Consider the following 15298-nt stretch of genomic DNA (forward strand, 5'->3'; position numbering starts at 1 on the left):
AACACGAACAGGGGAACGGCGATGATAATGTACTTCGCTTCGAGGTTGGTCAGACCCTTTTCGGCAAACATAGAAATATCCGCATCGGCTCCCGGAGCAACCACAAGATAAAGGATGCTGGTGGCGAGCATCCCCGGTGCGATAGGCAGGCGGAGAATGAAAATAGCGGCAAAACCCACTAAAAATATCAGGAGTGGCCAGTTCATGAGATTTTCCACGTCTTCTGGTTGAGGATTTTCAGATCATTCCAGACATCGATCGCAAATCGAATGATCATTCCGACCATAAATACGACAAATGGAAAGAACGCGACGTCATAAGGAATTTTGAGGACGGTCGATTTTTTGAAACCCATGAACAATACGTAGTCTAAGGCGGGCCAGAATCCGGCGATAAAAGCAACGAGGATGAGACCGTTCCCCGCTAGACGAATCCAAACTTGTGTCTGCGGTGAATAAGCATCGTAGAGCAAAGTGAATTTCACGTGAGACATTCTTCTCTTCGCATAGAGTGCCCCGAGAAGTGCCGTCCAAATAAAACCGAAAATAGTCAGCTCGTAGGTCCAGATCAAAGGACTGTTGAGGACGTATCGAGTAAAAATCTGTACGATGAAGGATAAGAACATGATGGAAAAACTCATACAAGGTATGTAGATTTCCACCAAATCCACAAGGATACTCAGAATCTTGCGGTTACTAGAGGCCATTCGGCACCTCCGGAGGCTGGATCCGACCGTTTGAGCGGTCGGATCCAGGTTATTTTTTGTTTGAATACCAGCGGTTTTACTATTTCGCGGCTTGAATCCGATCGTAGAGTTCCCAATCCCACGCAGAAGATACTTCGGGGCTTTCGTTTTGATAAGACCATTTCGCGTATTCGGCGAAAGCATCTCTGTCGGGATCTTCTATCACTGTGAGACCTTCACCCCGGAAGAAATCCACCAGTTCGGCTTCGGCAGCCAAGTTGGTCTCGTCACAGACTTCCTGAGCTTTGTCCAAGGCCTGCATTACCCATTCCTTCTGTTGAGAGGTGAGGCTCTGCCATTTCTCTTCGTTGATGGTGGGCCAAATGACACCAACAACGTGATCGGTGAGGATAATGTATTTGGTGACTTCATAGAACTTGGCGTTTTTGTCCGTCGGTAAGGGGTTGTCTTGACCATCTGCGGTACCGGTCTTCAGAGCCATGTAAACCTCGGTAAAACTCATGGGGGTAGGATTCCCGCCAAGAGCCTTGCCCAAGGCAATCCACGTGGGACTATTCGGGGTACGAAGTTTGACGCCGTCCATGTCATCAGGATGCCGAACTTCGCGCCCGATATCTCGCAGGTTCAACTGTCGGGTACCGAGATAAAATGCTCCTAAGGGTCGGACACCCACAGTATCAACCACGTCGGCAAAGATTTCGTCTCCAATGGGGCCGTTCATCACTCTGGTCATGTGCTCATAGCCGGTGAAGGTGTAGACCGCGCCAAGCATTGAAACATACGGAAGCTGCTGGGCTACCCAGGCGGCATCGGAATAAACCATGTCCAACGTGCCTCGAACTACTGCCGCTTGCGCGCCTTCCTGAGTGAACAACTGACCGGAATGGTAAATCTCGACTTCCATTTCTCCGCCGGAAATACGTTCCAGTTCCAGCTTGAAAACCTGCATCGCTCGGGTATGAGCATCATTCGGCACACTGACGGAAGACCATGTGAGTTTAACCGGCTTTGGCGCAGTGTCACCCGCCTCCACGTCTGAACCGCCATTTGCTATGAGCACTCCAGTGAGAAGTACCATAGTCAATATGCTTAGCAGAACCTTTTTCATTGAATGCCTCCTACGGATTTCTGATTCGCGTTCCTATATGAGAACGTTGTTCCGAATAGCAGCTATATTGATCTAACGCCTATGCGCTGTCGGCTGTCAAGAGAAGAATGCGATAAGTCGGTGATTATGGTCTGATAATCCAACTTACGGGATAACTCATTGGCAACGTTGGTAATTGGCAATGCCAGTTTTCCATTACACGATTAAGCGTCATTCAGACTTCCGGATTCGATACCGAAATCAATGCAAAAATCTCGCCATGTGCGTCCCGAATCGGAGCACCGATGCAGCGGAGGTACCTTCATGCTCGCGATCGTCGATGGCGTAGCCCTGGGAGCGAATCTTGTCGACTTCGAGCCTCAAAGCCTCCCTGTCGGTGATGGCATACCGGCTTCCCCCGTGAAGTTCTGTATAAGATAAGATAATCGTCTATGTAAGAATCACTCTGCCACGCGAGGAACACTTTGCCAACAGAAGTACAGTATAATGGAGCCAGAACAGCGGGCAACCAGAGGGTCGAGTTCTCTTCCAGACAAAGCTCTTTCGGGGCAAGCGATTATGAGAACAACTCAGCAGACGGATGCTTTTTTTTGTTTGGGCGGTTTAGCTGCTGAAGCCAGTATTGATGTCTTCTAGTTTTCGGGCGGGTTAACTATTGGGTATTGAATGGAGAAAGTTTTCTACTTTGGGGAAATCTTTGGACAACCTCTGGCGCAGCGGGGTCCATCCATTATTCAGCGCTTTTACGCCCGTTTTGAATTTGCAGAATTTCAACCTGCCAAAGTCAATTCCCCGTCAGCGTCGAAGGTGTTTGGCAGTCATTTTGCTCCGGTAATTCTCTACTTCCCAATCGACAATAAAACGAACAAACCGCTCCTGGAGCATCTTCGGACCGCCGAAACTCTCCGTGTAGGCAGCCACATCAAGGGCGTTATCCAGAAGCAGCCTGGCATTGGCTAAGGCTTTGTCGCCGGCCGCGACAATCATAGCTCCACCAAGGTCCGGAAAGAGGATCACATTGGCCGGTCTTCCCCACTTGTTCCTGTATTCCTTTCCAGCGGCCTCCCAGGCAGTTGGGATATCCGCACCGGAGCCCTTCAGATAGAGAGCACCAGGACCAGCGTATACGATATGATCAGGAGTCAGGCAGCCGGTGAGCGCCTGTGCGACTTTTCGCGTGGCGAGGTAGCGATCCAGTTCTCCACCGCGAACGAACGAGATGCAGGCATTCGCACCGAACTCTTTTCTGGCGATGAGTTCCAAAGCAATATGGTTGGCTGGAATCGGCGCATCGACAGGATATGACCCCGGATTCCGGGTCACTTGTTCAGTTAGTACCTGCTCAAGGAGCTGATATTTCCGCCGAACCTCGTCGGAGCTTTCTCCTCCAGCGAAGACACCGTGATTTGCCAGGAAAATGTAATCGGGATTCCCAAGGCCGTCGGCTGATCGACGCTCCAATGCACCCCGAATAGTTTTCGCCAACACATATCCGGGATCGGTAGCAGGAATCCACAACTGATCATCACTGAACAGATCGGCGGCGATGGCTTCCCCCTGTATGGCACAGGTGAGACCATTCACCAACGTCGGGTGAAGGTGCACCACAAGATACCACGGAAGCAGATCATGGAGTTGCGCTTCGACGCTGGGACGACGTTCTTCTCCGGGCACTCGTGCAGCCATCAGGTCGGCGAAAACAAGCCTCTCCCGAAGAACGACCGATTCAGAGTCCTCGCCGTCCGGATAGGTGTTGTCCCAGATTGCGGCCAGGCGAGAGCGGTCCATAACGGCGAAACCAGCACTGTCAATCGTTGCCAGGGGATAACCCGAGGCTTTGACAAAGAGAGTCCCGTTGTTTTTCAGCGAGGTATTACCTCCGCCAACAAGTACCCACCGAGAATCCGATCCGTACTCCCGGCTAACCTCAATCAGTTCCTTCATGCCTCTATCCATCTGGAAATCTCCTAACGCCTGTTCAAGACGGTTTTCTCGTAGTCAAGAACGTCAGCAATGAGGCGTGAATCGCCGACCACTCCAGTCTCCTCGCAGTACCTGTTCCAGATGGTACCAAAAGGCAGCGTCCGAGCTTGCTCCAGAAGAGCGAGACGGGCGAAGGCATTGGCCTCGCGATCGTATTTCCGCAGCAAAACGGTTGGTTCGAGCATCGCGGCCAGGAGTCCTTTGAGTACGGCCCGGGCGCCGATGGCATAGGCGCCGATTCTGTTCATGGTAGCGTCGAAGAAATCAAGGCCGATGTGGGTATCAGCGATCCTGCCGCAGCGGACAAGCTCCCGTGTGAGGTCGGCGAGATCATCATTGAAAATCACAACATGGTCAGAATCCCAGCGAACTGGCCGACTGACATGGAGCAGGAGTTCGTCAAAGAAGAGGTATACGGAAGACAGCTTATCGGCTACCGACTCTGTGGGATGAAAATGCCCCATATCCAGGCAGATTATGGTATCCCGACTCTGGGCATAGCCCATGTAGAACTCGTGGGAACCGACGACGTAGGATTCACTACCGATACCGAACAGTTTGGTTTCGACTGCATCCTTCATGTACTCCTTCGAGATTTTCTCCGCCAGCATGGCATCCAGTGAATCTCGAAGACGCTCCCTATAGCCCAGGCGATCAATCGGAAGATCTTTCGCACCGTCGGGTATCCAAGTATTGAGAATAGCCGGACTCCCAAGGGTCTTGCCCATAACTGCGGCAATTTCCCGGCTGCGTTTCCCGTGCTCGATCCAGAACTCGCGAATTCCCGGATCCGGATGAGACAGTGTAAAACCGTCGTCAGCATTGGGATGGCTGAAAAAGGTGCCGTTTAAATCCAGACTCATCCCCTGGGAGCGAGCCCACTCAATCCAACCCTGAAAATGCTCCGGTCCGATCTCGGTGCGCTCTACCGATTTCCCGTCAAATTCTCCATATATCGTATGAAGACTGAGACGATGGCGCCCCGGAAGCAGGCTGGTCACCTTTTCAAGGTCTTGTCTCATTTCGGCTATGGTACGGGCTTTTCCCGGGTAATTTCCGGTCACCTGGATACCGCCACCGGGAAGCTTGGAATCAGGAGCTTCGAAACCACCGACATCATCGGTCTGCCAGCAATGCAGCGACAGCGGTACCGACTTCAGCTGTTCAATGGCTGCCTCGACATCAATGCCCAGTTCGGCGTATTGCTCTTCAACGTGTTTATGAACCGACTCGTTCATTACCTGCCTCCAATAGCTCACCGCATGCATACTTTGCGCCTGAATATAGAACAGACGTTCGGTATAGTCGTCGGTTGGAAAATTTTCCGGAACCGGTTGTCGAATCAATCACTCCCGGGGAGACCGCCTCCTCAAAGGAGGCGATCAGAAATTAGAAAACTGACTAATACCGATCTAGTAGACGGACTTCCACTCGCCGATGTTCGAAGGCTCGAACTTAAACGGCGCCCCCAAGAGAACTTCTGTTCCACCATCACTGGCCTTGACAACCGAGAACTCGCCGAGTCTTCCGGCTGAAAAGAACTCACCAGCGGCACCGGTCAGCTCGCCCCTGGACGCGGCAACAGCGGCATAGGCCGTGAGGTAACCCACATCGATCGGGTTCCAAAGGAACATATAGGGGCAGGAGCCATTCTCGATGTACTCAGCCATTTCGGAAGGCAGGCCTAGTCCGGTGACGTCGATTTGACCAATCAAGCCGCGATCCGTAATAACCCGGCCGGCGGCCGCGATGCCGACGGTGGTGGGCGCGATGATAACTTCAAGGTTTGGGAAGCTCTGCAGGAGGCCTTCAGTCTCACTGACCGACTTGTCCCGCAAGTCGTCGCCGTAGGCAATGCGTACGAGCTTCAAGTTGGCGTACTTGCCGGAATTCTCGTCGAGTTCCTTTTTCATCCACTCGATCCAGAGATTCTGGTTGGAAGCCTGGCTGGTAGCCGAAAGAACAGCGATTTCACCGGCGCCCTCGGCCATATCGTAGGCCGCCTGGATGAGGGTGCGGCCGATCATTTCCGAATCGGCCTGGTTGATGTGCGTGATTCGGCTCTCGGGATTCACGGCGGAATCGGCGGAGAGAATAGCAATGCCGGCGTCCATAGCTTTCCTGAGGGCGGGCTGCAGAGCGTCGAAATCGTTTCCGGTGATGCTGATAGAATCCACTTTCTGGGCAATCAGCTGCTCGATAATCTGAATTTGGGCCTCAGCGGTGGGCTGGTCGGGAGCCCTGGTAATGGCCTCGAAGCCCATTTCCTCGATGCCGTCGGCAAATCCCTGCATCTGCTTGTCGCCGTAGGGATTCCCGGTGTTTTTGAAGATGAATGCGTGACGTTCTACACCGTCATCTTTGGTGCCAGCGGCGAAGGCCATGGTTGCAGGCAGCAGAACCATGGCCAAAATGATTAGCAAAAATGTCGTCTTTTTCATGAAAAGACCTCCTCCTATTTTTCAACCTCAGTAGCAACGCTACATGGCTAATTTACGTTTCTTGGGTGATACTCTGAATTTCATCGCCAAAACCGAGACAATCAGAAGCAGTCCGATGACAACCAGAACGACTGGTGCCTGAATGTTCGCAAGGCCCATGCCGTAGCTCAGGTATCCGATGATGAAGACCGCCAGGATAGGTCCGCCGATCTTACCGATTCCGCCGCTGGTACTGACGCCTCCCAGAGCGACCATTGTGATAACTTCCAGTTCATAGCCTGTGGCCACATTGGGCCGCGTGCTTCCCATCCGAGACGTCAGGAACAGGGCGGTGACCGCAGACATCAAACCTGCCAACGTAAAGACGATGAGAGTGACACGATCCGTCCTCAGGCCCGAATATTCACAAGTGGTTGAATTGAATCCCATGCCGTAAACAGAACGGCCAAAACGGGTTTTGTGCAAAACCAACCCGAAGATAACAGCTGCTACGGCAAAGACAATCAGGATGAACGGAATACCGGCGATCGATCCCCATCCCAGGAAGGAATACCAGTCGGGGAATCCCCCGGAAGCCTGATCTCCCAGAATGATATAGGCGATTCCCCGGTAGATAATCATTGAAGCAAGAGTGACGATGACGTGCGAAAGTTCTTTGAACTGTGTTAGGAGCAGTCCGTTCAAGCCGCCGCCGATCGTTCCCACAAGGAGGCAGATAATCATGGCGACTGGCATCGGAACACCGGCGTTGTAGCTCACGGCCATCACGACGGCCGACAGGGCGACGGTCGATCCGACGGAGATGTCGATACGACCGAGTATAATCACCATCGTCATGGGAAAAACGATGAACGCCTTGTCGAGGAAGGTTGACGGTGTTTGTATCAGCGACGACAGTGTAAGGAAATATGGCGATATCAGAGAGTTAACCAGGAAAACCACAATAAGAACCAGAACCAGCAGCCATTCCCACTGAAGGAAAAAGCCTTTCCAGCTCCATTCTTTTTCAATGCTGATTTTCCGGACATCGCTCATATGGCCCTCCTGCGCAGCGCGTCGCGTTCGGTATTTCTCCGGACGAGTACGTTTGTGATGACCGCGGCCAGGATAACGAGTCCCTGAATGCCCATTTGCCAGAAAGGAGAAACGTTGATTAGTGGCAGAGCATTGTTCAGTATCCCGAGGAGAACCGTACCTAGGATAAGGCCGAAAATCCTTCCAACTCCCCCGGAAATACTCACCCCGCCGAGGATACAGGCGGCAATGACATTCAATTCATATCCGATGGCCGTATTACCCTGGGCCGAAGCGAATTTCGCAACCCAGAGAACCCCCGCCAAGCCGGACAGTCCGCCCATTATCAAATAGGCCAGGAAAATGAGACGCCGCCTGGGAAGGCCGGAGATTTCAGCCGCTTCCGGATTGGAACCAACCGCGTAGATCCGCCGCCCAACACGGGTGTGCCGGATATAATAAGCCGCGACTATATAAACAACGATGGCGATGACGATCAGATTGTTGATGCCGAAGAGCTTTCCGGTTGCGATGGCTTTGAAACCATCGGACATCTGGTAGGAACTAACCCACTGTCCTCCAGAAACCACATATGTGAGTCCCCGGACGACGTTCATCATGCCGAGCGTAGCGATGATCGGTAGCACATCAAGGCGGGCAACGAGTATGCCCGAGAGCGCTCCGAACACCATGCCGATGATGATACCCTCGAGAATGGCGACAAAGGGCGGAAGTCCCGGGAAACGGGCGACTGTCAGTGCCGTCACCATCCCCGTGAAAGCGATAATCGCGCCGATGGACAGATCAATGCCCCGGGTAACCAGAACCAGCATCATACCGACGGCCAGAATTCCCAGTATAGCGGTGTTAGTAAACAGAGAGGTGATGTTCGATATCGACAGGAAGACTGGATTCCGCAACTGGACCGCCAGGCCTATCGCAAGTATGAACAGAAGCAGTCCCAGTTCCCTGAGTTGTTCAGGCTGCAGGAACTTGCGCTGATTCAAGGGTTTCTCAGGCATGATGAACCTCGGCTACCATGGCGGCGTTCAGTATCTCTTCCTGGCTGGTCTGGTCGGTAATCAGTTCGGCAGTAACATGACCCTGCTTCATTACGACGATGCGGTCGCTCATGCCGAGGACTTCCGGCATTTCCGATGAAATGAGGATAACTGCATACCCTTCGGCGGCCAGGTTTTCGATAATCTCGTAAATTGCCGCCTTGGCACCGATATCCACGCCCTTGGTGGGCTCATCAAGGATGATTACTTTCAGGTTTCGGATGAGAAGCTTGGCGAAAACCACCTTCTGCTGGTTACCTCCCGAGAGCGTGGCAGCCTTGGCGAATATGCTGGGAGCCTTAACCGCCAGCTTGGAGGCCAACCTCCCAGCTTCCTTCGCTTCCCGGTTCGGATCCATCCAGAATAGGTTGGAGAAATACTTCAGCGCCGGGAGGGTGATATTCTTACCAATCTCCCATTCCAAAATCAGGCCCTGTTTCTGGCGGTCTTCGGGGAGAAAAGCCAATCCGTCGGCCTGGGCGTCGACAGGACTTGACCATTGAATCTGTTTGCCTTCGAGGAAAATCGAACCATCATCAAAAGGTGCGATTCCGAAAATAGCTTCGCAGACTTCCGTTCGCCCGGCCCCCACCAAACCCGTCAGGGCGAGTATTTCACCCCGGCGAACTTGAAAATTCACGCCCCGGAAATAGCCGGTGCGGGTGAGGTTTTCCACGCGAAGAACCTCGTCGCCGGGGTTTTTGCTGTGTTTCGGATACATCTGGGTGATTTCTCGGCCTACCATGGCCACTATCAGCTGATTCTGGTTAATCTGACCGGCCTGCCAAGTGCCGATGTACCGGGAATCCCGGAACACTGTGATACGATCGGCCAAACGTTCGATATCTTCCAGGCGATGGGAAATGAAAATAATGGAGACACCGTGGTCTCTCAGTGATTCGGTAATCCGGTATAGTTCCTGGCTCTCATGCTGAGTCAGAGCCGCGGTGGGCTCGTCCATGATGACAATCTTGGCTTCAGTGGACAAGGCCTTGGCAATTTCGACGATTTGCTGCCGGGCGACGGAAAGATCTCCCATCCGAATTTGTGATCTGAATCCCGCGTTCAGTTGGTTCAGAAGTTTCTGCGCCTCGGAGTGCATCCTGGTCCAGTCGATTCGGCGCGTCACTTTGCGCAGCTTCTCGTGCCCCATGAAGATGTTTTCGGTAACCGATAAGTCCGGATAACACGTAACATGCTGGTATATTGCCGCCACACCGTGTCGCTGGGCGTCCATAGGCGTCGAGAATCGCAGCGGTTGGCCGTTCAGGAGAATCTCGCCGCCATCGGGCTGATAAACTCCAGTGATAATCTTGATGAACGTGGACTTACCGGCTCCGTTCTCGCCCATCAGACCGTGTATTTCTCCTTGATGAAGGTTGAACTGAACACCATCTAGAGCCTTGACACCAGGAAAGGTTTTCACAATGTTTTTCAATTCCAGCAGAGTTTTCGGCACAGGTTTCTCCTTGAACCTAGTCGAAATAGAACATTTCGGTCAATTTCCTCACTATCGGAGAACCGTCTGAATTGGTTTCCATGAGATCCGCCATGTAATCCCACCATTTACGAACGATGTCCCGACCGGGAAGCGCATCGGCGGTATTGTGCTCGGTCACCTTCTGACTCGCGAACAGCGTGTGGGTGGATTTATCCAAATAGATGACATAGTCACGGACACCAGCATCCGCAAGCTCCTTGGCCAGTTCCGGCCAGATTTCATCGTGGCGCCTTTTATACTCTTCCTCACAGCCTTCGTGCAGCTGCATCGCGAACCCCACTCTTAACACAGTTCCGGCCTCCTCAACATACTTGGTGGCAGGCGATGCTCATCAAACTGCCAATCTTCTTGATGTCCGAGGCCACGTGGCCGACACCAATGGCGCAGTGATGAGACGGGCCGAATCGAGACCAGCGTTCGATGAACGAACGGGCTCCGATGTCAAATCGATACCGGCTGTTGGTATTGCCGATATTCAGGACGGGTCCGGGAACGCTTTCCCCTTCGGCGACGAGGAAGAAGACGCCCTCCGAACCTTCACAAAACGAAAGCAGTGTCACCGGGCCATGTTTCACAGTCATCTGTATCGACAATCCGTTCCCAGGCTTGCCGTGATAAACCGGAAGGGGGACCAATCCGACATCTCCCTCGGCTATCTCAAAATGGCCTGGTCCGTCGTGGCCGAGCATCACGATATCGTCGTCGAAATCCATGGTGTAAAACTCGGAAAAAGAACCGCCGGCCCCCAGAGAATCCATAATCTTCATCGCCTGAGCGTTCTTGACTTCGCATTCTCCGGCAACCGGGACATGGCGTCCGATCAGCAACGTGTTCCCGGCGATCACCGAAGTGATAATGTCCTCATGCGCGGAGCCCCTGATTCCTTCATAGTAATAGGCTAGGGAGCCGAGGTTGCGGCGTTCAACGAGTCGGTCCAGGGCGACTGAGGTTTTGGCGGCCCGGAGGATTTCGGTGTCACTACATTCAGAGGATACGGTGAAGAACTGTTGAAACTCCTCGACCTTGGCGGCAACTTCCTTCTCCGAAACCCCTTCCCGTATCGAGGCCAGTTCATCTATTTCCACAAGCTCGATATGTCCGCCGAGTGTGGCCACCTGCCGTGTCAGGTCGGTATATACATCCAGCATGCCAGCATAGTAGTGTCCCATAATGCCGAGGCGATTGAACCGCATTGTTTTCACAGCGGCAGCCGCCCGAACCCAGGCCCGCAGATCTTCTTCCGTCCGATTCTCACCCAGATAACCGGTTAGCATCCGATATTCAATCCCGGCACGATTGAAGACATTGGCGATTTCAGGGACCGAACAGGCTTGGCAATGGGCCAGCCATTCACCGGTCATCACCCCCCGATCCCCCAGACGATTGAATGAATCGTAGTCAATCGTCGAGGCCGGTTGAATATTCAGAACAAGAATAGGTACCCCGGTTATCTGCGCTACAGGCAGGACAGTAGAGGAGAGCGCGTATGTCGAGATATACAAAAATAAAATATCAACCTGCTTCTGTTTGAAAAGGACGCCAACGGACCGAGCCCGTACGGGATTGTCTACCAATCCACCATCTATCAGGTTGACAGCACCCGATTCATTGATGATTCCGCCAATCTCTCGTTGATAGCCTTCAAGACGTTCCTTTAATCCGGAAAACTGCGGCCAATAGGTGTCCAAACCGATGCCAAACAGTCCGACATTGAGCTTCTCCTGACCGGTCATATAAGGTGACTCCTTACCTAGTCCTACGATATACCCGCCTGCAACCGACAATGAATGAACATTATTACAGTTTATGATATATTTTTTTTTATGATCAAACAAGTTCATAGCTTTTCTCGATACCTTCCGGTGAACAGAGAAGCCGAACGTTGGGAAATCTACTGCAATGATGCTGGCTACGCCCAAAGCCTCGCCGGGACGCCCTATCCGCCTCTTCCAGAAAACCATCCCAGAGATTACGCAGCAACTGTGTCGACCGGCAGAATACTGATGGAGTTTCAGGCGGTCTACATCAGCGCGGGTAGAGGATGGTTCGAGGGAGCAGACAAGATCCGCCACCGGATATCGGCCGGCGACCTGATCCTCCTGTTTCCCGGAATACGTCATGCCTACAGCCCGGATATAGAGACAGGATGGCATGAGTACTGGATCGGTTTCGCCGGAAACCATGCTCTCCGGCTGTACGAAAATGGGCTGATTACTCCGGACAATCCCATTCACCATATAGGATTGAACCAGGATGTCATGGCGGATTTTGAACAGGTGATCCAACTTTGCCGTCAGCAGCCACCGGGATTCCAGGTGTTGCTTGGAGCTCTGGTGCTCCAATTGCTCGCCCATATCCACGCCAGTGAAATTCAATCGAAGACGACCCACGAAGACAGCGAGTACGTAGAAACGGCGCGATCAATCATGATGCTGCACATCGAAGACAGCATTGAGGTGGAAGATGTCGCTGCGGAAATCGGGATGTCCTACCCTGGTTTGCTGGAAGTCTTTCGCGACTACACCGGTCTCACACCCTACCAATACTTTCTCCAGCTCAGGATACATCGGGCTAAAGAGCTTCTGAGAAACCTATCACTATCGATTAAAGAGATTGCATCCCGCATGAATTTCGATAATCAGTATTATTTCTCCAGGCTGTTCAAAAAAAAGACAGGACTATCACCTTCGGAATGGAGGCGAACGAGATACGGCGATGAGGATGAAACGTGATTAGCCGAAAACTTCCCGGTATGGGTGTGTCCACCCTCCTCATAACTACGAGGGATTTCCTTTCCGACCCTCAATCATCGCCCTCCGGTTACCTCAGCGCTTCACCGTGTCCCTCACCCGAATTCTGGACCGACATAGAATCTTCTCGTTTTCAGGAGAAGGTTAGTTTTTGTACACTATGAGAAGTGGATTTCATTCACCCGGGAAAATACCAATAAACAAACTCTCGCAAGGATACTCGGCGACTCCTCGGTGATAATCGAGAAATCGCAGCGACTTTGATTACCCAGCAGTAACTTCGGGTTCGTCGGTATTATCGACATCGATAATACGACACTGGTGAAACCCAACAGTTCCGGTAAGTTCATAGAATACGAACAGTATTACTATGGATCAGTGAGTCTGACGGAACTGAAGAATGAACTGGAAGTGCAGATCCTTCATTTCCCCATCTCAGCGGTGAACGCGCTGGATCACATGAGCTGCCATCATGGTTTCTTGTCCATACTTTCTGACTTTTTCAAGTCATTTCTGGGCATAGCAATCAACTACAACGTTCCGATAAGAAATCCTGTATCTCAGCCGCATGCGAATCAGAGGTTTCCGACGATCAAAGATGAAACAAGATGGCATGATAACAGCAGTGAAGCTGCTTAGATGATATTCGACTGGTTAACCTGATCGGTTTGGTAGTTTGCATCAGTCCGGAAAACTTTCGGAAAACGGCGGATAGATATCCTCACGGAAGAATACGAATGGCCGGATACCTGGTTGATACGTATTACCGGCAGTCAAGCAGACACAGACTGAAAGAGGATATTGAGAAAACTGCCCGAAGACCGGGAAGCCGAACTAAAGGTCCATCTAAAAGAGTCAGGAACAGCACCTGCTTTTCTGCGGGGTTTGTCGGAGAAATGCTATCTTGGAAGAAAAAAGGTTTTGTTTCCAGAAGTCAACTTCATCGGAAGGCTGGCCGATAAAATCGAGAAACCGGAATTCACCTTTCTGAATTCAGAGAACTTGAACAAACCAAATTGAAAACGGAGTCGGGATTCTTCCGAAGGCCCTGGAAGGAATTGGCTCACAAAAATACAACAGGTAATAACCTATTGCTGCCTATCCGAAATCAACACATAATATGTAAATCACGGATTGGATGAGGAATATGGTAAAGATCGGTTTGGGTAATTCAGGAGTAGAAGTCAGCAAAATGTGCCTTGGAACAATGTATTTCGGCAGTCGTGTAGATGAAAGGAGATCATTCGAACTCATGGATCAGTATCGGGAAGCAGGCGGCAGTTTCCTGGATACATCGAACAACTATTGTTTTTGGCTGGATGGTTTCATCGGTGATGAAAGTGAAACGACAATCGGGAAATGGATGAAAGAAAGACAAAACAGAAACGATCTGCTTCTTGCCACGAAGTGCGGGGTTCGACCGATCGGAAAGGACACATTCGAGGGCCTCTCCTCGAAAGCCGTAACTGCCGCACTCGAGAACAGTCTGAAGAGACTTCAGACAGACTATATAGATCTCTACTATATCCATGTCGATTGGAGGGAAGATCCTCTTGAAAAGACACTTGAAGCGCTCAGTGAACTGGTGAAGGCTGGCAAAATTAGGCATATCGCCTGCAGCAACATGTTCACATGGCGCCTTGTCAAAGCCAAAGAGATATCCAGAAGAAACAACTGGCCCGAATTCGTCGGCATCCAGAACTGGTATTCTTATCTGAAACCGAGGGACAGCGCCGATTTGTGGGTTCAGAAGTTCGTGAATGAGGAATTATTGGACTACTGCGAAACGGAGGGAGACACCACGATTCTTGCCTATACGTCCACTCTGGGCGGCATGTACCTATGGGATTCTGTGTATGAAAGAAACCATCCGGCACTCAATAATCGATTCTTCTCGGAAGACAATGAACGACGATTTTCGATGATAAAGGAAATTGCAGCGAATCATGAAGTCTCGCCTTTCCAAGTGGTCTTTGCATGGCTGTTGAAGCACAAGGCGCCAATCATCCCCATTCTTGGAGTTAGCAGCACAAAGCAGTTGACGGATAATCTTGCATCACTGGAATTGAAATTATCTGATGATGAATTCGAACGAATGAATGCAGCAGCATTCAACAAAAAAGAGTACCTGAATTAAAAGAAGAGGTTTCGCTGTTAGGGTAAGATGGAACTTCCCTGTCTGCTTGACTATAAGAAACTATCGAGGAATATCGCTTCTAACCGAAGCAGTTTCCTTTGATTCCTTTCCTGAAGAGTGTCTTACCTCCGATGATAATCCAAATTGCCAAGTGAGACTTTGAAAAAATCTGTATGCCACCCAACTCAATTCAACTCCAATAGGCTTATCAGACCGTGTCACAGAAATCCGAGGAATTCACATGTCAACTCAAGAATACTTCGACGAACTTGTTAACGATTTGGCAGTACTGACGAATTGCTTCTGTTGGAATCCACCAGTTTTATACGCTTCTCGTCGATATCGATACGACGTTCGACGTGGCGCAGCAGTATTTTTGGCCAATACAAGGAGATGCACATAGTCAAAGAAAAATGGACCACCGACAGCATCCCGAACCTGAAGGGAAAGAAGGTATTGTCACTGGATCGAGCAGTTGGATCGGCAAAGAGAGGCCGCCTAAGTACTGGTCGATAAAGGGGCGGATGTCGCCATCGCCGCCAGGAATCAAAAAAAGAGGGAGGGCGCTTGGGAAGCGCAGGCCAAAGTACTGGTATG

At 51.3% G+C, this 15298-nt stretch carries 16 protein-coding genes and 1 pseudogene; 4 read left to right on the forward strand and 13 right to left on the reverse strand.

The window, feature by feature from the left end:
- The 12 genes and pseudogenes from S1OALGB6SA_RS09150 to S1OALGB6SA_RS09215 all read right to left on the reverse strand — a co-directional run.
- Window positions 1-206 (reverse strand): annotated as a pseudogene (locus tag S1OALGB6SA_RS09150) (TRAP transporter large permease); the annotation flags it as partial.
- A complete protein-coding gene (locus tag S1OALGB6SA_RS09155; protein ID WP_195910402.1) occupies window positions 203-706 on the reverse strand; it encodes a TRAP transporter small permease in 504 nt (167 codons plus the stop codon). The pseudogene S1OALGB6SA_RS09150 and the gene S1OALGB6SA_RS09155, both read right to left, overlap by 4 nt.
- A 79-nt stretch (window positions 707-785) precedes the next feature.
- Window positions 786-1814: a sialic acid TRAP transporter substrate-binding protein SiaP gene (locus S1OALGB6SA_RS09160; protein ID WP_124033276.1), complete on the reverse strand. Its 1029-nt coding sequence runs from the start codon at window positions 1812-1814 to the stop codon at window positions 786-788.
- Window positions 1815-2054: 240 nt separating this feature from the next.
- A complete protein-coding gene (locus S1OALGB6SA_RS10975) occupies window positions 2055-2240 on the reverse strand; it encodes an IclR family transcriptional regulator domain-containing protein (RefSeq protein WP_124033288.1) in 186 nt (61 codons plus the stop codon).
- A gap of 369 nt (window positions 2241-2609) precedes the next feature.
- The gene (locus tag S1OALGB6SA_RS09180; RefSeq protein WP_124033277.1) at window positions 2610-3770 is read right to left on the reverse strand and encodes a class II aldolase/adducin family protein; all 1161 of its coding nucleotides are present in this window, start codon (window positions 3768-3770) and stop codon (window positions 2610-2612) included.
- Between the two features lie 11 nt (window positions 3771-3781).
- Entirely contained in the window at window positions 3782-5143 is a 1362-nt protein-coding gene (locus S1OALGB6SA_RS09185) for an L-rhamnose isomerase (protein WP_230204519.1), read from the reverse strand.
- 66 nt (window positions 5144-5209) lie between these two features.
- Window positions 5210-6238 (reverse strand): rhamnose ABC transporter substrate-binding protein, encoded by a 1029-nt coding sequence (rhaS, locus tag S1OALGB6SA_RS09190; RefSeq protein WP_124033278.1) that lies wholly within the window; start codon window positions 6236-6238, stop codon window positions 5210-5212.
- A 39-nt stretch (window positions 6239-6277) separates the two neighbouring features.
- Entirely contained in the window at window positions 6278-7273 is a 996-nt protein-coding gene (locus tag S1OALGB6SA_RS09195) for an ABC transporter permease (RefSeq protein ID WP_124033279.1), read from the reverse strand.
- On the reverse strand, window positions 7270-8274 hold the full coding sequence (locus S1OALGB6SA_RS09200) for an ABC transporter permease (RefSeq protein WP_124033280.1): 1005 nt from the start codon (window positions 8272-8274) through the stop codon (window positions 7270-7272). The genes S1OALGB6SA_RS09195 and S1OALGB6SA_RS09200 overlap by 4 nt, the downstream gene beginning before the upstream one ends.
- Entirely contained in the window at window positions 8267-9772 is a 1506-nt protein-coding gene (locus S1OALGB6SA_RS09205; protein WP_124033281.1) for a sugar ABC transporter ATP-binding protein, read from the reverse strand. Before S1OALGB6SA_RS09205 ends, S1OALGB6SA_RS09200 begins: the two co-directional genes overlap by 8 nt.
- 16 nt (window positions 9773-9788) lie before the next feature.
- The gene (gene rhaM, locus S1OALGB6SA_RS09210) at window positions 9789-10103 is read right to left on the reverse strand and encodes an L-rhamnose mutarotase (protein ID WP_124033282.1); all 315 of its coding nucleotides are present in this window, start codon (window positions 10101-10103) and stop codon (window positions 9789-9791) included.
- Window positions 10104-10116: 13 nt separating this feature from the next.
- Complete coding sequence (locus tag S1OALGB6SA_RS09215; RefSeq protein ID WP_124033283.1) at window positions 10117-11547, reverse strand: L-fucose/L-arabinose isomerase family protein; 1431 nt, start codon at window positions 11545-11547, stop codon at window positions 10117-10119.
- 90 nt (window positions 11548-11637) lie between these two features.
- On the opposite strand from S1OALGB6SA_RS09215, the gene S1OALGB6SA_RS09220 reads away from it, so the two are divergent.
- The 4 genes from S1OALGB6SA_RS09220 to S1OALGB6SA_RS09235 all read left to right on the forward strand — a co-directional run bounded on the left by S1OALGB6SA_RS09220 (window position 11638) and on the right by S1OALGB6SA_RS09235 (window position 14701).
- Entirely contained in the window at window positions 11638-12546 is a 909-nt protein-coding gene (locus tag S1OALGB6SA_RS09220) for an AraC family transcriptional regulator (protein WP_195910404.1), read from the forward strand.
- Between the two features lie 339 nt (window positions 12547-12885).
- A complete protein-coding gene (locus S1OALGB6SA_RS10980) occupies window positions 12886-13203 on the forward strand; it encodes a ChbG/HpnK family deacetylase (RefSeq protein ID WP_195910405.1) in 318 nt (105 codons plus the stop codon).
- 162 nt (window positions 13204-13365) lie between these two features.
- Window positions 13366-13584, forward strand: coding sequence for a hypothetical protein (locus tag S1OALGB6SA_RS09230; RefSeq protein ID WP_124033285.1), 219 nt, complete (start codon window positions 13366-13368; stop codon window positions 13582-13584).
- Window positions 13585-13711: 127 nt separating this feature from the next.
- Window positions 13712-14701: an aldo/keto reductase gene (locus tag S1OALGB6SA_RS09235; RefSeq protein WP_195910406.1), complete on the forward strand. Its 990-nt coding sequence runs from the start codon at window positions 13712-13714 to the stop codon at window positions 14699-14701.
- A 272-nt stretch (window positions 14702-14973) separates the two neighbouring features.
- Here the strand turns inward: S1OALGB6SA_RS09235 and S1OALGB6SA_RS10705 are convergent.
- Window positions 14974-15298, reverse strand: a 325-nt coding sequence (locus S1OALGB6SA_RS10705; RefSeq protein ID WP_230204520.1) for a hypothetical protein, incomplete at its 5' end; no start/stop codon positions are given.

This window comes from Olavius algarvensis spirochete endosymbiont, assembly GCA_900608495.1.
Classification (GTDB): Bacteria; Spirochaetota; Spirochaetia; order DSM-2461; family DSM-2461; genus UBA2779.